The following is a 19,886-nucleotide window of genomic DNA, read 5'->3' on the forward strand; positions in this document are numbered from 1 at the left end:
ACGGCAGGTAAACCCCTCAATTGCAACGCTGGGGTAAACGTTTTAAGGGGAATGATGATATCGATGCACAGATGCTTGTCAATGTTCATGGTCATATGCTTTTTTTCCCCGATTTTCCAGGCCGGTGCGGCGGAGGCGGATGCGGTGCCGGTCCTCATGGATGCGATCCGGGGGATTGAATCCCTCGATTTTTGCGGTGAATCCGTACCCCTGCAGGAGCGCGATGTGAGGGAGCGTCTGGAAAAGGAGATCCTGCTGTCGGTCTGGGACAGGCCCCAGGTGATCCTATGGTTCAAACGGTATCCGCGCTACATGCCGCATATCGAGGCCGTACTGGCGGAAAACGGTTTGCCGGACGATTTCAAGTACATGGCGGTGATTGAAAGCGCGCTGCGCCCCCACGCCGGTTCCGCCAAAGGCGCCGTCGGCTTCTGGCAGTTTATGGCCGACACGGCCAGGCGCTACGGGCTCAGGGTAGACAGACGCATAGACGAGCGGCGCAATCTTTTCGCATCCACGAAAGCGGCTTCGGCCTATATAAACGATCTGCGTGTCCGAACCGGCAGTTGGACGATGGCGGCCGCCGCATACAATATGGGGGAAGAGGGCATCGAGGCCGAGATGATGATACAGGGCAGCGACAATTTCTATCACCTCTACCTTCCCCTGGAAACGCAACGGTTCATATTCCGGATTCTGGCGGCCAAGCTGATTTTGACAAGCCCGGAAAGATACGGTTTCCACCTTTCTCCCGGCGAGGCCTATCCCGTCATGCAGGTAAAGCGGGTCGATATCGAGTGCTTTGACGACATGCCCGTCGCGGTTATCGCCGAAGCGGCCGGGACGAGCTTCAAAATCATAAAAAAATTAAACCCAGAAATCAGGGGGCATTTCCTGGTATCGGGAAGCCACACAATCAGCATCCCCACGGGCGCGGACCAGGGGTTCGAAGAGCGTCTGCAGAAGGCGTACGCCGCTTATCGGGAGAACCGGGACGAGCGCGTGTACGTGGTCAAGGAGGGAGACAACCTTTCGGTGATCGCCCAAAAATTCAAAGTGCCTCTTCCGGCGCTGCTGATTTGGAACCGCATCGATTTGACGGCACCGATCCATCCGGGCGACGAGCTGATCATTCATCCAAAACACCCCTAGTGTGAACGTATGGTGCAACCCAAGTTGAGCGTTTTAAATTAGATGCGGGAATTTGACTTTTTAGCGCACGTGCATGTAAAATGGGAGCAATCTTCAAACGACGGTACGCTTTATCCGGTGATGAAGCGGCCACGGCACTCGCGGGGGCGGGCATGGCAAAAAGAGCTTTGGTATGGGCTTTGACGGTAACTCTCTGTGTAACCGTTATGGGGGGGTGCAGCGGCTTGAAACGCAGAGATGCCGCCGCCACGGGCGGCGATTTCAAGACCGCTCCCGAGGAGATTTATCTGGATTTTGACGATATCCTCATTCCGGAGAACATGAAGAGGGACAAGGAGCGCAGCTTTGTTTTCAGGATCGGCCCCCTGTCGGCCGGTGTCTTGGCGTTGAAGGGAAGGGTGCCGCCCGAGAATCTGATCGGATTTTTCGATAGCAACATGTCCAGGGACAACTGGAAAGCAGCGACTTCGTTTCGATCTCCACGATCTCTGCTGCTGTTTGAAAAAAATACGCGCTGGTGCATTATTACCATCACCGAGGATGATTTCGACCATAAAACCCGGGTAGAAATCTGGGTTTCCCCCAAGTCGGAAGAGATCGATGCAGGATTGATAAAAACGGAGTGAGCGACACCCATCATGGTCAAGCAAGTGGAGCAATGCAATCCGGGGGACGCCGCAGAACTGGCAACGACCCTCGAACATATTTCCGAAACCCTGACGTATCTGGCGTCGTCGGGTTTGAGAGGATTTGACGGCGGTGCCGACCATCTGGAAACGCTTAAAAGCTGGGGCCGCCCGCCGGCGGTTGCCGGAGATAATTTGGCGGAAATACAAAGGGAGGTGCGTTCCTGTGACCGTTGCAGCCTGTCGGAAACGCGCAAGCATACCGTATTCGGTGAGGGCGCCGACGAGGCGCGCCTGGTCTTCGTGGGTGAAGGGCCGGGCTACGAGGAAGATCAGCGGGGACGCCCCTTTGTAGGGCCGGCGGGCCGGCTGCTGACCAAGATCATCCAAGCCATGGGGCTTGCTCGCGAAGACGTCTACATCTGCAACATCATCAAGTGCCGACCGCCGGGCAACAGAAATCCGGATCCCGGCGAGATCCGCGCCTGCCTGCCTTTTCTCAAAAGACAACTGGCGATTATCCGGCCGGACTATATTTGTGCACTCGGCGCCGTGGCGGCCCGGACGCTGCTCAAAAGCGAGGTCCCTATATCGCGTATGCGGGGGCGCCTTTATCCAATGGGGAACGCGCGTATCATGCCCACGTACCATCCGGCGTATCTTTTGCGCAACCCGGACCGCAAACGCGATGTCTGGGAAGACGTACAAATTCTGATGCGCGAGATGGGGTTGTAGGAAAGCTTCAACAACACCGATTCTCGAACATCGCATATGGTGAAGCCATGAAATCCATCCGTATCATCGCCATGTTGGTTGCATTGCTGGCAATTTTCATTGGCACATGCGCCGGAGCCGGCCAGGGAGACGTTTATGTCATGCGCGTGGCCGATGCCATCAGCCCCGCGATCACCGATTTCATCATCAAAGGGATTGCGGAGGCCGACCGGGATCGGGCGGCCTGTCTGATTGTCGAACTGGACACGCCGGGCGGCCTGGTCGAGGCCACCCGCAAGATTGTCATGGCCATCTATGCCGCGCATACGCCGGTGGTGGTATTCGTGTCGCCCGGGGGTGCCAGGGCCGCTTCCGCAGGGGTCATGATAACCATGGCCGCCGACATTGCCGCCATGGCTCCGGGGACCAACATCGGCGCCGCCCACCCGGTCGGCGGTGGCGGCAGAGATATCGGCGAAACCATGTCCGAAAAGGTGACCAATGATGTGGCAGCCTTTGCCAAGAGCATTGCCGAACGGCGCAAACGCAATGTGGAGTGGGCCGAAAAAGCGGTCCGGGAGAGCGTGTCCGTGACCGAAAAAGAGGCTTTGGCGCACAACGTCATCGATGTCGTTGCCGAGGATGTGGAAGACCTCGTCCGGCAAATCGACGGCCGCGAAGTCGAGGGCAAGGGCCGGCTGAGCCTCGCAGGGGCGGAACGGAAAAACATTCACGAAACCATGCGCACCAGGATATTGAAGACCATCAGCAATCCCAACATCGCCTACATTCTGATGATGATCGGCTTGGCGGGCATCTATTTCGAACTGTCGCACCCCGGTGTCATTTTCCCGGGCGCCATCGGGGGTATAGCGCTCGTCCTGGCCTTTTTCGCTTTTCAGACTCTGCCGGTCAACTATGCGGGGATACTGCTTATTGTTTTGGCCATCGTGTTTTTCATTCTGGAGATGAAGATCGCGAGCTTCGGACTTCTGAGCGTGGCGGGGGTGGTTTCCCTCTTTCTGGGGTCCCTGATGCTGTTTGAGGGGGATGCCCAAGGGTTCGGGCTTTCCTGGAGAGTGTTTCTTCCCACGGTTTTGCTGGTTTCAGGCTTTTTTATTCTGGTTGCCGGGCTGGCCTTTCGGGCGCAGGTGGCCAAGCCTAGAACCGGCGGGAAGGGGCTGATCGGGGAAATCGGGGTCGTCAAAAAGCGTCTGGCACCCGAGGGGAAGGTTTTCGTGCACGGTGAGCTATGGTTTGCCCGGGCGCGTGAGACCATCGAGGAGGGGTCCAAGGTCCGTGTCGTCGCCGTTAAAAATCTGGTGCTGGACGTGGAGCGCGAATAATTTTCGATTCAGCCGGATTGATGGTAATCCGTATGGGTGAGCAATAAGAGGCGATCAGCTCAAAGACGGTTTTCAGACGGGATGGATGCAAAAGTACGGGTCCCCCGGAAGAGCCTAAAATCAGATGGGGTAGTGAAACTTAGACAATGTACCTTATCCGGCCAAACGCCATCATGAGAGGAGGAAAAACATGATAACGACCATAGCTATCGTCGTGTTGGTGATCTTTTTTTTATCCGTTGCCATACGCGTATTGAACGAGTACGAGCGGGGCGTCATCTTCAGACTGGGGCGTGTCATCGATGCCAAGGGACCGGGACTGATCATTTTGCTGCCAATCATCGATAAGATAGTAAAGGTGAGCCTGCGGCTGGTGGCCCTGGATGTGGATCCTCAGGATGTCATCACCCGCGACAACGTGTCGGTCAAGGTCAATGCCGTGATCTATTTTAGGGTGGTCGACGCCACCAAGGCCATCATCGAGGTAGAGAATTACAGTTACGCCATGTCCCAGCTGGCACAGACGACCATTCGAAGCGTGTGCGGCCAGGCGGAGCTGGATGAACTCCTGGCGGAGAGGGATAAGATCAATTCCGAGCTGCAGGAAATCTTGGACACGCATACCGATCCCTGGGGAATCAAGGTGACCACCGTGGAATTGAAACACATCGACCTCCCTCAGGAAATGCAGCGGGCCATGGCACGGCAGGCGGAAGCCGAGCGGGAACGGCGGGCCAAGGTCATCAATGCGGAAGGGGAATATCAGGCGGCCACCAGGCTTGCAGAAGCATCTGAAATAATAAAGAAAAATCCGATAGCTCTGCAGCTGCGATATCTTCAGACGGTAAACGAGATGTCGACCGAAAACAACTCGACAATCTTTTTCCCCATTCCCATCGATCTGTTGAGCCCTTTTTTGAAAAAGAAGGAATAAACCTGCAGGTTATATATTGACACGCGAGTAGAAAACCGCTTAATAAAAACGTTTACCTTGCAGACGGAGGCGCGCAGCCTCCGCTTGTGTTTATAATATTCCGAAAGAACGAAACACCCGGCTTGGGAAGAGAAAGGAGATAGACACATATGGCAGCCAAAGAAGAAACCGAAAAACCATTGGACAAGATGACCGTCAAGGAGCTCAAAGGGGTCGCCCTGGAAATGCCTGAAATATCCGGGGTGCACGGCATGAACAAGGGCGACCTTTTGTCGGCCATTAAAATGGCCAAGGGGATACCGGAGGAAAACAAGAAGAAAAAATCCGGGTCCATTCGTGAACTCAAACAGAAAGTCAAGGTTCTGAAGGTAAAACGTCGGGAAGCGCTGGAAGCCGACGATGCAAAAAAGGCCATGATCTACCGGCGCAAGATATCCAGGATGAAGCACAAGATGCGCAGCTACGCGTGAGCGCGTGCTCGACCGTACGCAACAAACTCGATTTTCGATATTGGGATTTAGCATTTATATGCACTAGCGGTATCCAAACAACTCCCTTCAGGGGTGAAACAACAGCGGGGGGTGGTAGAGAGGCAGGCAGTGGAGAACGTGCCCATAAAAGAATTGGTCGCTGCTTTCATAGAGTCACTGGCAACGGAGAAAGGGTATGCCGCCAACACCTGCCGGGCCTACCACAGAGATCTAGAGGCTTTTTCCCGCTATGTCGGCAAAATGCTTCGGCCTGGAGACGGCCCCGGGGGGCAGGAACCCTGCCCGGGATTGCAGCAGGTCGACGGCCTGACGATTCGGGGATACCTCGGTCACCTTCACAAACGGAACAGCAGGTCGACCATCGCCAGGAAACTGTCGGCCATCCGGTCATTTTTCAAATACGCCGTCAGGATGGGGCATCTGTCCGCCAGCCCGGCGGACTCGGTCCTGACACCGAAGCAGAACCGGCCGGTACCGTCCTATCTGCCGGTGGACGACATGTTCCGGCTGCTGGATTCCATTGCAGAGGATACCCTGCTGGGGATTAGAAACCGCGCCATTTTCGAGATCCTTTACTCCAGTGGCGTGCGTATTTCCGAATTGGCCGGTTTGAACATGGAGGATGTCGACTTCAGGGACGGGTCGCTGCGTGTAACGGGCAAGGGAAACAAGGAGCGCATCGTTCCGGTGGGAAGGAAGGCGCTGAACTCCCTCGAGGCCTACAGGAAACGGCTGGCTGCAGAAAAAGGGGCGGTTTTGAAGCGACGGAACCGTGAAAACGGCGACCCTGCTTTTCTCAATAAAAATTACGGCCGGCTGACGGCGCGTTCCATGGCCAGGATTTTAGAAAAGGTTTCCAGGGAATGCGGCATCCCCGTACCGGTGTCGCCCCATGGTTTTCGCCATTCGTTTGCCACCCACATGTTGGACGGCGGCGCCGATCTGCGGGTCGTTCAGGAGCTCCTGGGGCACAAGAGCCTTTCGACCACCCAGAAGTACACGCACGTGAGTATCGACCGGCTGATGGAAGCCTATGACAAAGCGCATCCGCGGAAATAGTGCGGCGTGCGCGAACAGTTTAAGCTAAACCTGAATTAGGCTAATATAAGGATTTGAAAATGCAGGAAATTCATGGCACGACTATCCTGGCCGTCCGTCACAAGGGGCGTGTGGCCCTGGCCGGTGACGGGCAGGTCACCATGAACAACACCGTGGTCAAGCACAAGGCCAAAAAGGTCCGGAAGATATACAACGACAGCATCATGGTCGGGTTCGCCGGGGCCACCGCCGATGCCCTCAACCTGTCGGAGCGCCTCGAGGCCAAGCTGGAGCGGTACAATGGAAACCTGACCCGCGCCGCGGTGGAGCTTGCCAGGGACTGGCGTACGGACAAATATCTCCGCCGCCTGGAAGCATTGATGATTGCCATCGATGCGCAGAACATGTTTCTCATTTCGGGGAACGGGGACGTCATCGAACCGGACGAAGGCATCATCGGCATCGGTTCGGGAGGGGTCGCCGCCCAGGCCGCGGCAACAGCCCTGATGCGGCATGCCGACCTGAGTGCGGCCCGAATCGTGGCGTCGGCCATGGAGATTGCGGCCTCGCTCTGTGTTTACACCAATGCTACGGTAACCATCGAGGAATTATAACGTTATTGGAAATGGACATGACAACCACTATGAAGCCGTCGGAGATCGTCAACGCGCTGGACAAATACATCATCGGGCAGGACAAGGCCAAAAAGTCCGTGGCCATCGCCCTGCGGAACCGCTGGCGGAGGCAGCACGTCGACGAGGACCTGCGGGATGAGATCGCGCCCAAGAACATTATCCTGATCGGCCCCACCGGGGTGGGCAAGACCGAGATCGCCCGCCGCCTTTCGAAGCTGACCGACTCGCCTTTCAGCAAGGTGGAGGCCTCGAAGTTCACCGAGGTCGGCTATGTGGGCCGGGACGTCGAGTCCATGGTCCGCGACCTGGTGGAGCTCACGGTCAATGACGTCCGCCAGCGAGAGCAGGAAGCCGTGCGGAAAAAGGCCGAGCAGAATGCCGAAGAGCGCATGCTGGATCTGCTTCTGCCCAAACCGGGGGCATCCCGCGAAGCGCTTGACCGGGACGGGGCGGCCCAGGGGGGGACGGTCGTCGTCGACGGGGTGGCCACGAGAGAGAAGCTGCGGGAAATGCTTAGAAAGGGAAGGCTGGACGACCGCTTCGTGGATCTCGATATTACCGAAAAGAGCATGCCCATGGTTGAAATTTTTTCCAATACCGGCATGGAGGAGATGGGCATCAACCTGAAGGACATGCTCGGCAATCTCATGCCCAGGAATAAAAAGCGGCGGAAGGTGCGCGTCAGGGAGGCGATGAAGACGCTGATCGAGGAGGAAGCCCAGAACCTCGTGGAGATGGACCGCGTGGTTCAACTGGCCATCGAAAAAGTCGAGGAGGCCGGTATCATCTTTCTGGACGAAATCGACAAGATCGCCGGCAAGGACAACCGCAGTGGGCCGGACGTTTCCCGGGAAGGCGTCCAGCGGGATCTTCTGCCCATCGTGGAAGGTTCGACGGTGACCACCAAGTACGGGCCGGTCAGAACCGACCACATTCTTTTCATCGGGGCCGGCGCTTTTCACACCGTCAAGCCGTCCGATCTCATTCCCGAACTCCAGGGGCGTTTTCCCATCAGGGTCGAGCTGGATTCCTTGGGCAGCGCCGAGTTCCACCGCATTCTGACCGAACCCAGGAACGCCCTGCTGCTGCAGTACATGGCGCTGTTGAGAACAGAGGGGGTGGAAATCGTGTTCGAGGACGAAGCCGTGGCCGACATCGCCTCGACAGCGGAAGAGGTCAACAACCTGACGGAGAACATCGGGGCCCGCAGGCTGCACACGCTCATGGAAAAGCTGCTTGAAGACATTCTTTTCGAAGCGCCCGATTTTGCGGGGAACCCAGACCTGTCCCACGCAACGGTTCAGGAAGGCAGGAAGATCGTCATCGGCGCCGCCTATGTGCAGGAAAAACTGAAAGACATCAAGGGCGATGAGGATTTGAGCAGGTATATTCTCTGAAAACAGGTATACGCTATAAGGGTATGCGGGGCCCCGGGTCTGCAAAACAGTTGACGGGATCAAAGTACTGATGAACATCCAACAGTGAACATAGAAAGATGAACATCGAATGAAAACGGCTTTAGGCTCTTTGCTTTACAGGCAATCATATGGACACCCCAAACGTAGCTGATATTTTGATCGAAGCGTTGCCCTACATCCGGCGTTTTTCGGGCATGACCATCGTGGTGAAGTACGGCGGACACGCCATGGTGGATGAACAGCTCAAAGAGGATTTCGCCCGGGATATAACCCTGCTGAAATTTGTCGGCCTGAACCCGGTAGTGGTGCACGGCGGCGGCCCGCAGATCAACCAGGTGCTGGACCAGATGGGCATCAGTTCGACGTTCGTCAAAGGCATGCGCCTGACGGATGAACCCACCATGGATGTCGTCGAAATGGTGCTGGGTGGAAAGGTAAACAAGTCCATCGTGGCCCAGATCAACAGCCAGGGCGGCAAGGCCGTGGGGTTGAGCGGCAAGGACGGCGGACTGATTCAGGCTGAAAAGCTGAAGATCCTGTTCCATGAGGACGAGGACAAGCCACCCGAGATCATCGATCCCGGGCTGGTGGGCGATGTGACCAGCGTCAATCCCGAAATCATCCACACCCTGACTTCCCGCGGGTTTATTCCCATCATTGCACCCGTGGGTGCCGGTTCGTCGGGGGAAACGTTCAATATCAATGCCGATGTGGTCGCCGGCAAGCTGGCAGCCGCCCTTTCCGCCGGCCGGCTGATTCTGATCACAGACGTCGACGGGCTGCTGGACGCAACCGGCAGGCTGGTGTCGACCCTGGACGGGGTACGGGCCAAACAGATGATTGCCGACAAAAGTATTTCCGGTGGGATGATCCCCAAAATGGAATGTGCGCTGGAGGCCCTGGCGCACGGCATCCAGAAAGTGCAGATGATCAATGGAAAAAGGCGCCATGCCTTGCTCCTGGAATTGTTTACGGACAGCGGTATAGGAACGGAGGTAATTCCATGAACAGCGATAAAACCATAAAAACCGCCGACAGCGTCATTGCCGCCACATACAAACGGTTCCCGTTGGTTTTCAGCAAAGGGCAGGGGGCGACCCTCTGGAATCCGGAAGGCCGTGCCTACACCGACTTCATCGCCGGTATTGCCGTCTGCAACCTGGGGCATGCCCATCCGGCGGTGGCTGAAGCGCTCGCCCGGCAGGCGGAACAGCTTCTGCATGTCTCGAACCTGTACTATACCGTCCCCCAGACCCAATTGGCCGCCTGGCTGGTGGCGCACAGTTTCGCCGACCGGGTTTTTTTCTGCAACAGCGGCGCCGAGGCCAACGAGGCCGCCATCAAGCTGTGCCGGAAATACTTCAGCGACAAGGGGCAGCCCGAGCGCTTCAGAATCATCGCCATGGAGAGGTCCTTTCACGGCAGGACCATGGCCACGCTCTCCGCGACAGGGCAGGACAAGATTAAGAAGGGGTTCGATCCGGTGCTGGAAGGATTTGATTTCGTTCCTTACAATGACATCGAGGCGTTGAAAGCCAAGCTCGGAAAAGCAACGGCGGCGGTTTTGCTGGAACCGATACAGGGTGAAGGGGGTGTAAGGTGTCCCGCCCCCGGTTATCTGGGGGCGGTTCGCGAGCTGTGCGATGCGAACGGCTGTCTGATGGTGTTGGATGAAGTTCAGACGGGCATGGGCCGAACCGGCAGACTTTTTGCGCATGAACACTACGACACGGCACCGGACGTCATGACCCTGGCAAAGGCGCTGGGAAACGGACTGCCCATCGGTGCCATGCTGGCCAGTGAAAAAGTGGCCGCCGCATTCGGGGCCGGGGCACATGCCACCACCTTTGGCGGCACGCCCATTGTTACGGCCGCTTCTCTGGCGGTAGTCACCACCATGGAGAGGGAAGGCATCGTGGAAAGGTGCAGGGAGAGGGGCCGGTACTTCAAGGCCAAGCTGGAAAGGCTGGCGGAAACGCACGGGGTCGTGGAGGACGTCCGCGGCGAAGGCTTGTTGCTGGGTATGAAACTCAATGGCGACGGGGACGCCGTTGTCAACGGGTGCATGGAGAAGGGCTTTTTGATCAATTGCATTCAGGGCAGCATATTGCGCTTTGCGCCGCCTCTCATCATTGAGGAAAGCGAGATCGACGGGCTAATTGCCTGCCTGGATGAAATTCTGGAAAGCGTGTGAGAAAGGAGAATGTCGTGTCAAAAGAGATAAACAAGGTCGTGCTGGCCTATTCCGGCGGGCTCGACACGTCGGTGATTTTAAAATGGCTTATCGAACAGTACCAATGCGAAGTCGTGACCTTTTCGGCGGATATCGGTCAGGACGACGATATGGAGCAGATCAGGAAAAATGCAGAGAAAACCGGTGCATCCAACATATATATCGATGACCTGAAAGAGGAGTTCGTCAGGGACTATGTGTTTCCGGCTTTTCGTGCCAACGCCATCTACGAGGGCCAGTACCTCCTGGGAACCTCCATCGCCCGGCCGCTCATTGCCAAACGACAGATAGAAATAGCCGCCGTCGAGAAGGCCGACGGCGTGAGCCACGGCGCCACCGGCAAGGGGAACGACCAGGTCCGTTTCGAGCTCGGCTATCTGGCTATCGACCCGCACATCAAGATCATTGCCCCCTGGCGTGAGTGGGACCTGAATTCGCGCACCGTTTTGATGGAGTTTGCCCGGAAGCACGGTATCGCGGTGCCGACAACGCACAAGAAACCCTACAGCACGGACGGCAATTTGCTGCACAAGAGCTACGAGGGTGGCGTGCTGGAGGACCCCTGGGCAAACGCGCCGGACGACATTTACACCCTGTCGGTTTCGCCGCAGGAGGCGCCGGACCAGCCCGAGGTGATCGACATCGAATTTGTGCAGGGCGATCCCGTGTCCATCAACGGGGAAAACCTGACGCCCGCCAACCTGCTCGCGTCCCTGAACCGCCTGGGGGGGAAGCACGGCATCGGCAGAATCGACATCGTCGAGAACCGCTTTGTCGGCATGAAGTCGAGAGGTGTTTATGAAACGCCCGGAGGCACTATCTTGAGGGTTGCCCACATGGCCGTGGAGTCCATCACACTGGACCGCGAGGTGATGCACCTGCGCGACGGCCTGATTCCCAAATACGCCGAACTTATCTACAACGGTTTCTGGTTTTCACCGGAGATGCGTTTACTGCAGACCATGATCGACGAAACGCAGAAGAATGTCAGCGGAACCGCCAGAGTGGAGCTTTACAAGGGCAGCTGCCGGGTTTTGGGCAGGAAGTCGGACAACTCGCTTTACCGCGAAGATTTCGCCACATTTGAGGACGACGACGTCTACAGCCAGAAGGATGCTGAGGGTTTTATCCGGTTGAATGCGTTGAGGCTTAGAATCCAGAAACTGATTGCGAATTCGAAAGGGTAGGATCAACATGGCCGAGAAACCATGGGATGGCAGGTTTTCAGAAAAAACCCACAAAATTGTCGAGGCCTTTACCGCCTCCATCGATGTGGATAAAAGGCTTTATGTTTACGACATCGAAGGCAGTATCGCCCACCTCAAGACTCTGGAAAAAGCCGGCATCATTACCGAGGAGGAAGCTTCCACGCTGATCCAGGGATTGGTGGCGATCAAGCGGGAAATCGATCACGGGCGCTTCGAATTCGATGACAGCCTGGAAGATATTCACATGCACATCGAAGCGCGGCTGTTGCAGGAGGTGGGCAAAGTCGCCCAGAAACTGCACACTGCCAGAAGCCGTAACGATCAGGTGGCTCTGGATGTGAGAATGTACCTGCGAGAGAGTGTCGCCGATTTGATCGAAAATATCACCGGTCTGAAACGGGCGCTGCTGGCTCTGGCCAAAGCCAATCTGGATGTGGTGATGCCCGGTTATACGCATCTCCAGCCGGCTCAGCCGGTTCTGTTTTCCCACCACCTCATGGCTTATTATGAGATGTTCAAACGCGACGGCCAGCGCCTGGTCGACTGCCTCGGCCGCATCAACGTCATGCCCCTGGGTACAGCCGCCCTGGCCGGCACGACCTACCCCATCGATCGCCATTTCACGGCCGAGCTTCTGAATTTTCCGGAAGTTTCCGCCAACAGCATGGACAGTGTGGCGGACCGGGATTTCATCATGGAGTTTCTTGCTGCCGCCAGTATCTGTATGGTTCATTTCAGCCGTTTGTCCGAGGAGCTGATTCTGTGGTCCTCGGCGGAGTTCGGTTTCATCGAGATCCCAGATGCCTTCGCCACCGGAAGCAGCATCATGCCCCAAAAGAAAAACCCGGATGTCCCCGAGCTGGTGCGGGGAAAAACCGGCACGGTGTTCGGAGACCTCATCAGCGTACTGACCATGGTGAAATCGCTTCCCATGGCCTACAACCGTGACCTCCAGGAAGACAAGCGCCCTCTCTTCAGGGCGGTGGACACGCTGACCGCATGCGTGGGCGTATACACGGCCATGCTGCCCCGCCTGACCGTCAAGCGTGAAGTCATGCGGGCGGCGGCATCCCGTGGCTATTTGAATGCAACCGATATGGCGGACTATCTGGTGACGAAGGGCATGCCTTTTCGGAAAGCCCACGAATGTGTGGGGCAAAGCGTCGGTTATGCCTTGGGCCAGGGCAAGGAACTGCACGAACTCACGCTGACCGAGCTGCAGCAATTTTCCTCTCTGATAACAGAGGACATTTTCGACTTTTTGTCCATCGAGACGATGATCGATCGCCGGCGCTCATTCGGCGGCACGGCCACCGAAAACGTGGCTGCGGCCATTGCAGCAGGGGAAAAGGAACTCGATGGACAAGAGCCGTGAACTTTCTCCGGCCCGAGGTGAGCGGTTCAAATTTTAAGAATGGTAAAATATTTTCAATAGATCTCACTGATCTGGGCACATGATGGTTCGGCTACAAACAATATACGGTAATACCTGGCTGGCTTTTTCTGTTTCCATCTTCTTGCTGCTGTGCGCTTGCGGCGTAAAGGCACCACCGGTTCCGCAGGCCTACCGTCCTCCGGAAGCGGTCGAGGACCTTGCGTACGCCATCAGTAAAGACGGCATCGTGGCGCTTTCGTGGAGCCTGCCGGAAACCGGGTCCAAACAGGCGGGCAAGGCGGAAAGGGTTAAGATATTCAGGGCCAGGGAATCCCTGGAGAATCCAGCGTGCGAGAACTGTCCCTTAAGATTCCGCATGATAAAAAAGCTTTCCCTTGAAAAAGACAAGCTGATATTTCGCGAGACCCTGGAGAAGGGGTACCGCTACCACTACAAGCTCGTGATCCTCGATGACGACAATCGGGAAAGCGGCGATTCCAATGTCGTCAGCTTTGAGTATCGGTAGGTGTAGGGTATGAGGTATACAGTTCACGGTATACGGTTTAAGGTTTAAGGCTCAGGGAACAGGGTTCACGCCTTACGTTTCACGTTTTACGTTTTACGATGCACGGTGCCGGAGGGCAAGCGAGTCAGTAGAAAAGAAGGCGAGCCATAGGAGAGATATGCATCATTTCCACTATAAACAGGACGAACTTTATTGTGAGAACGTTCCGGTAAAGGCGATCGCCGAGCGGGCGGGCACGCCATTCTACCTTTACAGCCATGCGACGCTGGTGAGGCACTTCAAAGCCTTTGACGGAGCCTTTGACGGTGTGCAGCGACTGGTGTGCTTTTCGGCCAAAGCCAATTCGAACATGGCCATCCTGAAGCTCTTTGCCGGCCTCGGCAGCGGGTTGGACATTGTTTCCGGCGGCGAGTTGTTCAGGGGGCTCAAGGCCGGCTTTGCACCGGACCGTGTGGTCTACTCGGGTGTGGGCAAGCGGGTGGATGAAATCGATTTTGCCCTTGAAGAGGGCATCCTGATGTTCAATGTCGAATCCCTGGAGGAGTTGACGCTCATCGATCAGCGCGCCGGCGCTCTGGGCAGAACGGCGCCCGTGGCTATTCGCGTCAATCCCGACGTGGATCCAAAAACCCATCCTTACATCTCCACGGGTTTGAAGAAGAACAAGTTTGGCATCGGCATGGAAAGCGCCATCGAGGCCTACAAAATCGCCAATGCAATGAAGCATGTCAGGGTGATGGGCATCGACTGCCACATCGGTTCCCAAATTTCTGAAGCCGGGCCGTTTGAGGACGCCCTGCAGAACCTCATGGGGCTGATGGATGTGCTGGCTTCGCTGGACATCCATATCGATTGCCTCGACATGGGGGGCGGACTCGGGATTACCTACAACGAGGAAACACCACCCGGTCCGGACGAATATGCGGAAGCCATTGTCAAAACGGCCAGGGAAAGATCCTTGAAACTGATCCTCGAGCCGGGACGGGTCATTGTGGGCAACGCGGGCATACTCGTCACCAAGGTGCTTTACCGAAAATCGGGCATGAGTAAAGAGTTTGTCATTGCCGATGCCGGCATGAACGACCTTTTGCGGCCGTCGCTGTACGGGGCTTTCCACGCCGTACGACCGGTGATGCGGGCCAACGACGGTATGATCAGAGCCGATCTTGTGGGCCCCATCTGCGAGTCGGGCGACTTCTTGGCCAGTGACCGGGAAATGGCGGACGTCGCCGCAGGCGACCTTCTGGCGGTTATGAGCGCAGGGGCTTATGCATACACCATGGCGTCCAACTACTGCTCGCGGCTGAAGGTACCCGAAGTCATGGTAAGGGAAGGGGAGTTCCACGTGGTCAGGGAACGGCAGACGTATGAGGACCTGATCAGGGGAGAGTCGCTGCCGCCGTTTTTGGACAAGGTCTAGCCGGTGGCTGGCTGGCCGAAGGCAGGGGGGCAGAAGACAAAGGCCTTGAACCGCCAAGGCGCAAAGGTCGCGAAAATTTACTGAAATCTTGATTGCCTTATTCTGCCTGAAGCACAGCACCAAACACAAAAGACCAAACACCAAACACCAAACAAAAAACACACAATCCGTAGGACAGAAAAAATAGCATGCCGAATATGAACGACACCATTCCTTTCTACAAAATGAGCGGCAGCGGAAACGATTTCATCGTTATCGACAACCGGCAGCCGAAATTCGACGAGGCCGACCTGGCGAAACTGATCATCGGCGCGTGCCGGAGAAAAATGTCCGTGGGCGCCGACGGGTTGATCCTCGTGGAGAATACCGACAAGGCCGACTTCAAGTGGCGGTTCTACAATTCCGACGGCAGCCGTGCGGAAATGTGCGGCAACGGCGCCCGCTGTGTGAGCCGTTTCGCAAACCTCACGGGAATTGCCGGGAAGAAGCTTTCCTTCCTGACAGATGTGGGGGTGGTGTCCGCAGTCGTGTCCGGAGATAAGGTCAAGATCAAGATGACCGATCCCACCGATTTAAGGGAGGAGGCCTCCCTCGAGTTGGGGGGCGTCGTTTTTGATTACCGCTTCATCAACACCGGTGTGCCCCATGCGGTGTTTGAAGTGGAGGATCTCGAGGGGCTGGATGTGGTGGCGGTTGGCAGGAAGGTTCGGCACCATCCGGCGTTTGCGCCCGATGGAACCAATGCCAATTTCATCCGCAGGAACGCAGACGGCCATCTGAGCATCCGTACTTACGAGCGCGGCGTCGAAGACGAGACCCTGGCTTGCGGCACCGGCAACGTGGCGGCTGCTCTGATCACCGCCCTCAGGCACGACAGGGAGCCCCCTGTCAAACTGCTGACGCGCAGCGGAGAGTGCCTGACCATCCATTTCGAGAGAAACGGCAATCGGTTCACCAACGTGTTCATGGAAGGAGGCGCCCGGGTTATCTACACCGGCGAACTCTGCCGGGAGGCGTGGGAGTAAGGTCTACCCCAAGGTTGCATTGAAAAAAAAGATGTTCATTGTAAAACTCAGAAAGAGCTTCCATCACGAAATCGCGAAAGGATGAAACCACGAAATAATATCATGCAGATTTCGCGCTTTTAATATTTCGTGTTTTCGTGATCCAATCTTTCTCAACTGATTAGGGACGGTGACGTTTTTTCTTGAGTACACATGCGGTTATCATATCTACCGGGTCCAACCTCGGTGACAAGGAGGGCAACTGCCGCAAGGGCATCGAGTCCCTCGCCGGCCACCCCGGCAACACTCTGGTGAAGGCGTCGCCCTTTTACCGCACGAGCCCGGTGGACTACCTCGACCAGGACTGGTTTGTCAACGCCGCCGTTAAAATCGAGACCGGCCTCGAACCCACGGATCTGCTTGCGCTCCTACAGAAGATCCAGGCCGAAGCCGGCCGCACCAAGGGCGGTATCCGCTTCGGCCCGCGTGAACTGGATCTGGATATCATCTTTTACGATCGGCTTGTCATGAAGACGCCGGCACTCGAAATCCCCCATCCGCGCATGCACAAAAGGCGCTTTGTATTGCAGCCCATTTGTGATATAGATCCGGAAATCGTGCACCCTTTGCTGAATATATCCGTGAAATCGTTACTGAATCAGCTTGAGGACATGGGGCAGGAGGTTTTTCTACTCTAAATGAAATTATTGATCATACTCTTGATCGGTTATTTAGCGTACCGGTCCCTGAAGTCCTGGATGCTGAACAGCATACAACGGCAATCCATGCAGGGGGAATCCACCGGAAGGCCTGCCGGAGAGATTGACGATGACATGGTGAAGGATCCATACTGTGGTGTGTACTTCGCAAAAAGGGACGGCGTCGTTCTGCACCATCGGGGAGAGGCGCTTCATTTTTGCAGCGAAGCGTGCCGTGATAAATTTATCGAACAACAAGATTGATTGCAATCTGTAAAACCTGGTCCCCCGGATCAGGATTCTTTACTTTTTTTTAAGATAGTTTGTAAAAACGACGCTATTTGATTGGGAGATAAGGATGAAATTTTTTATCGACACAGCCAACGTGGATGAGATCAGGGAAGCCCACGCCATGGGCATGGCGGACGGCGTTACCACCAACCCCAGCCTGATTGCCAAGGAGGGCCGCGATTTCGAAGCGGTTGTCAAGGAAATCTGTGAAATCGTGGACGGCCCCGTCAGCGCAGAGGTGATCGGCGAAAAAACCGAACAGATGCTCGAGGAAGCCAGGCACCTCGCGGGTCTGCACCAGAACATCGTGGTGAAGATACCCATGACCGTGGACGGCCTCAAGGCCACCCGGCAGCTGGCGAAGGAAGGCATAAAGACCAACGTGACCCTTATCTTTTCGCCCCTCCAGGCATTGATGGCGGCCAAGGCCGGTGCCACCTACGTGAGCCCCTTTGTGGGACGGCTGGATGACCTGTCGCACGACGGCATGCAACTGGTCGAGCAGATCGTGGAGATCTACAGCAATTATGCCTACGAGACGGAAATTATCGTGGCCAGTGTCCGCAACCCCCTCCACGTGCTGGAATCCGCCATGATGGGGGCGGACATCGCCACCGTGCCGTTCAGCGTCCTTTCCAAGTTCGCCGCCCACCCGTTGACCGACAAGGGTCTTGCGGCTTTTCTTAACGACTGGAACAAGGCAAAGAAATAAGCTCAAGATGGCGACGCTGGGGATGGGATCGTCGCACCGTTTAAATTTGAAAAAGGGAGCGGTCGGGATACATGTTATTAGGTGAAAAAATCAAGACAAAACTGAGCGAACCCAACACGCTGACCATGGGCAGGGTGGCCGCCATACCGCTGATTGTCATCCTTCTCTATTTCCCCAACCGTGTTTGCACATTTTTGGCCGCACTCCTTTTCAGCGCCGCCGCCATTACGGACTACCTGGACGGATACCTTGCCAGAACCCGGGGCCTGGTATCGACCTTTGGCAAGATCATGGACCCGGTGGCCGACAAGCTGCTGGTTTCGTCGTCATTCATCATGCTCGTTTACCACGGCTGGATTCCCGCCTGGGTGGTCTGCATCATCATCGGACGCGAATTGGCCGTGACGGGCCTCAGGAACATCATTGCCGGGCGAGGGGAGGACGTGTCGGCCTCCTGGCTGGGCAAGTACAAGACCGGCTTTCAGATTGCGGCCCTGATTCCGTTGATCATCCACTATCGTTTCATCGGCCTGGAGGTTCACGTCGTGGGCATGTTTTTTCTTTGGGGCGCCCTGGTATTCACCCTCTGGTCGGGCGCCGACTACTTCCTCAAGGCCCGGCACCTTTTCGACGATATCTGACATTGTCTTTTCAGAAAACGGTTATTCATTCGGCGGTACGCGCGGCAACAATACCAACATCGCCGGCCGCATACAGAGCATGAATGTATGGTATAAACAGCTGTAGGGTGCCTCTCAGGACTTAAAGCACCTGCAGCCGGATCGTCAAATCAGGCCATGCCGAGACACCTGGTTCCCGGCCGGGGCCGGTTTGGGTGACGCATCGCGAGCCGGTGACGGGCGGCTTCGATGAGGCGCAGGCTCCCATCGATCAACCCGGGACGGTTGACCGGATCAATCAAACGCGGTTGTCGACCTCGAGCAGGCCGCAGTGTCGCGGTGCCACAAATAGGTTGATGGCTGTGCCTTTTCGCATGGGGTTCAGTTTAGCCATACCGATGGCGTGGACCATGGTTTTGCTTTCCAGCTCCACAAAGTAGCTGATTTCCCCCCCCATGTAGCTGCGGTCCTTGATGACGCCGTTGAGGGCATTCATGTCCGGCTCGGGCGCGGCTTTACCTGCGGCCGCATCCATCACCTTGAGATTCTGGGCACGCACGACCATTTCGACGGTTTGGCCCTCAGCCCATTCACCTGGATGCGCAGCCCTTATTCGATTGCCGTCATCCAGTTCTACCTCGACCGTTTCGCCGGATTTGCCGACGACTTTTCCGACAAAGAAATTGGAGTGCCCTAAAAAATCGGCAACAAAATGATTGCTCGGGTAGTTGTACACCTCTTCGGGGCTACCTTCCTGCTGCTTGCGTCCGTCCTTCATAACGACAATTTTATCTGACATGGACAGGGCCTCGCGCTGATCGTGGGTGACAAATATAGTGGTAACGCCGATTTTCTTTTGCAGGTTGTCCAACTCCCGGCGCATCTCCTCCCGCAGGTTTTCATCCAGCGCCGACAGGGGTTCATCCATCAACAGGACATCCGGTTCGATGACGATGGCCCGGGCCAGGGCAATCCGCTGCTGCTGCCCACCCGAAAGTTGCGCCGGATAGCGCGCTTCAACACCCGGGAGCCGTACCATCTCGAGGGCACGCGTTACCTTTGCCTGCATGTCCGCCTTGGGGACCTGACGGTATTTCAAACCGAAAGCCACATTGTCCCCGATGGTTTTGTGGGGAAACAGAGCGTAATTCTGGAAAATCATGCCCAAATTGCGCTTGTGGACCGGCTTGTCGTTGATGCGCCGCCCCTTGATCAGGATGTCTCCCTCGGTGGGGTTTTCCAGCCCTGCAAGCATCCTCAGCAAGGTCGTTTTGCCGCACCCCGACGGTCCCAGGAGCGTGACCAGGGTTCCTTCGGTGATGTCCAGATCCATTTTCTCCACAGCCACCACGCTTCCAAACCGTTTGACGATGCCTTTAAATTGGACCATGATTGATTCGGCTTGTTGTTCCACGAGTATGTTTTCTCCGTAAAAAGCATCAGCC

Annotated in this window: 21 protein-coding genes and 1 pseudogene; 21 read left to right on the top strand and 1 reads right to left on the bottom strand. The window is 56.2% G+C overall.

The window, feature by feature from the left end:
* The first annotated feature begins 81 nt into the window (after positions 1–81).
* From LJE94_11385 to LJE94_11485, 21 genes and pseudogenes are all read left to right on the top strand, one after another.
* The gene (locus LJE94_11385; protein ID MCG6910711.1) at positions 82–1,152 is read left to right on the top strand and encodes a transglycosylase SLT domain-containing protein; all 1,071 of its coding nucleotides are present in this window, start codon (positions 82–84) and stop codon (positions 1,150–1,152) included.
* Between the two features lie 152 nt (positions 1,153–1,304).
* Complete coding sequence (locus LJE94_11390) at positions 1,305–1,778, top strand: hypothetical protein (protein ID MCG6910712.1); 474 nt, start codon at positions 1,305–1,307, stop codon at positions 1,776–1,778.
* A gap of 12 nt (positions 1,779–1,790) precedes the next feature.
* Positions 1,791–2,513 (top strand): uracil-DNA glycosylase, encoded by a 723-nt coding sequence (locus tag LJE94_11395; GenBank protein MCG6910713.1) that lies wholly within the window; start codon positions 1,791–1,793, stop codon positions 2,511–2,513.
* A gap of 47 nt (positions 2,514–2,560) precedes the next feature.
* A complete protein-coding gene (locus LJE94_11400) occupies positions 2,561–3,838 on the top strand; it encodes a nodulation protein NfeD (protein MCG6910714.1) in 1,278 nt (425 codons plus the stop codon).
* Positions 3,839–4,028: 190 nt separating this feature from the next.
* Entirely contained in the window at positions 4,029–4,772 is a 744-nt protein-coding gene (locus tag LJE94_11405; GenBank protein MCG6910715.1) for a slipin family protein, read from the top strand.
* A 149-nt stretch (positions 4,773–4,921) separates the two neighbouring features.
* Positions 4,922–5,242, top strand: coding sequence for a transcription termination factor Rho (locus LJE94_11410; protein ID MCG6910716.1), 321 nt, complete (start codon positions 4,922–4,924; stop codon positions 5,240–5,242).
* Positions 5,243–5,380: 138 nt separating this feature from the next.
* Positions 5,381–6,322, top strand: a complete 942-nt coding sequence (locus tag LJE94_11415) for a tyrosine recombinase XerC (protein ID MCG6910717.1) — start codon at positions 5,381–5,383, stop codon at positions 6,320–6,322.
* A gap of 59 nt (positions 6,323–6,381) precedes the next feature.
* Positions 6,382–6,915, top strand: a complete 534-nt coding sequence (gene hslV, locus LJE94_11420; protein MCG6910718.1) for an ATP-dependent protease subunit HslV — start codon at positions 6,382–6,384, stop codon at positions 6,913–6,915.
* 17 nt (positions 6,916–6,932) lie between these two features.
* Entirely contained in the window at positions 6,933–8,333 is a 1,401-nt protein-coding gene (gene hslU, locus LJE94_11425) for an ATP-dependent protease ATPase subunit HslU (protein ID MCG6910719.1), read from the top strand.
* Between the two features lie 149 nt (positions 8,334–8,482).
* On the top strand, positions 8,483–9,361 hold the full coding sequence (gene argB, locus LJE94_11430) for an acetylglutamate kinase (GenBank protein ID MCG6910720.1): 879 nt from the start codon (positions 8,483–8,485) through the stop codon (positions 9,359–9,361).
* The gene (locus LJE94_11435) at positions 9,358–10,548 is read left to right on the top strand and encodes an acetylornithine transaminase (GenBank protein MCG6910721.1); all 1,191 of its coding nucleotides are present in this window, start codon (positions 9,358–9,360) and stop codon (positions 10,546–10,548) included. The genes argB and LJE94_11435 overlap by 4 nt, the downstream gene beginning before the upstream one ends.
* The gene (locus LJE94_11440; GenBank protein ID MCG6910722.1) at positions 10,545–11,774 is read left to right on the top strand and encodes an argininosuccinate synthase; all 1,230 of its coding nucleotides are present in this window, start codon (positions 10,545–10,547) and stop codon (positions 11,772–11,774) included. The genes LJE94_11435 and LJE94_11440 overlap by 4 nt, the downstream gene beginning before the upstream one ends.
* 7 nt (positions 11,775–11,781) lie before the next feature.
* On the top strand, positions 11,782–13,170 hold the full coding sequence (argH, locus tag LJE94_11445) for an argininosuccinate lyase (protein MCG6910723.1): 1,389 nt from the start codon (positions 11,782–11,784) through the stop codon (positions 13,168–13,170).
* A 79-nt stretch (positions 13,171–13,249) separates the two neighbouring features.
* The gene (locus tag LJE94_11450) at positions 13,250–13,696 is read left to right on the top strand and encodes a hypothetical protein (protein MCG6910724.1); all 447 of its coding nucleotides are present in this window, start codon (positions 13,250–13,252) and stop codon (positions 13,694–13,696) included.
* Between the two features lie 157 nt (positions 13,697–13,853).
* Positions 13,854–15,116, top strand: a complete 1,263-nt coding sequence (gene lysA, locus LJE94_11455) for a diaminopimelate decarboxylase (GenBank protein ID MCG6910725.1) — start codon at positions 13,854–13,856, stop codon at positions 15,114–15,116.
* A gap of 197 nt (positions 15,117–15,313) precedes the next feature.
* Positions 15,314–16,141 carry a diaminopimelate epimerase gene (gene dapF, locus LJE94_11460; GenBank protein ID MCG6910726.1) on the top strand — a complete coding sequence of 276 codons (828 nt, stop codon included), beginning with the start codon at positions 15,314–15,316 and terminating at the stop codon, positions 16,139–16,141.
* Positions 16,142–16,323: 182 nt separating this feature from the next.
* Positions 16,324–16,818, top strand: a complete 495-nt coding sequence (gene folK / locus LJE94_11465) for a 2-amino-4-hydroxy-6-hydroxymethyldihydropteridine diphosphokinase (GenBank protein MCG6910727.1) — start codon at positions 16,324–16,326, stop codon at positions 16,816–16,818.
* Positions 16,819–17,082: a transcriptional regulator gene (locus LJE94_11470; protein MCG6910728.1), complete on the top strand. Its 264-nt coding sequence runs from the start codon at positions 16,819–16,821 to the stop codon at positions 17,080–17,082. It abuts the gene before it with no gap.
* Positions 17,083–17,176: 94 nt separating this feature from the next.
* The gene (fsa, locus tag LJE94_11475) at positions 17,177–17,821 is read left to right on the top strand and encodes a fructose-6-phosphate aldolase (protein ID MCG6910729.1); all 645 of its coding nucleotides are present in this window, start codon (positions 17,177–17,179) and stop codon (positions 17,819–17,821) included.
* Between the two features lie 71 nt (positions 17,822–17,892).
* Positions 17,893–18,462 (top strand): CDP-diacylglycerol--glycerol-3-phosphate 3-phosphatidyltransferase, encoded by a 570-nt coding sequence (gene pgsA / locus LJE94_11480; protein MCG6910730.1) that lies wholly within the window; start codon positions 17,893–17,895, stop codon positions 18,460–18,462.
* Positions 18,461–18,568 (top strand): annotated as a pseudogene (locus LJE94_11485) (putative beta-lysine N-acetyltransferase). Before pgsA ends, LJE94_11485 begins: the two are co-directional and overlap by 2 nt.
* A gap of 171 nt (positions 18,569–18,739) precedes the next feature.
* Here LJE94_11485 and LJE94_11490 read toward each other — a convergent pair.
* Entirely contained in the window at positions 18,740–19,831 is a 1,092-nt protein-coding gene (locus tag LJE94_11490) for an ABC transporter ATP-binding protein (GenBank protein MCG6910731.1), read from the bottom strand.
* Positions 19,832–19,886 lie beyond the last annotated feature (55 nt).

Source organism: Deltaproteobacteria bacterium (genome assembly GCA_022340465.1).
Lineage (GTDB): Bacteria > Desulfobacterota > Desulfobacteria > Desulfobacterales > B30-G6 > JAJDNW01.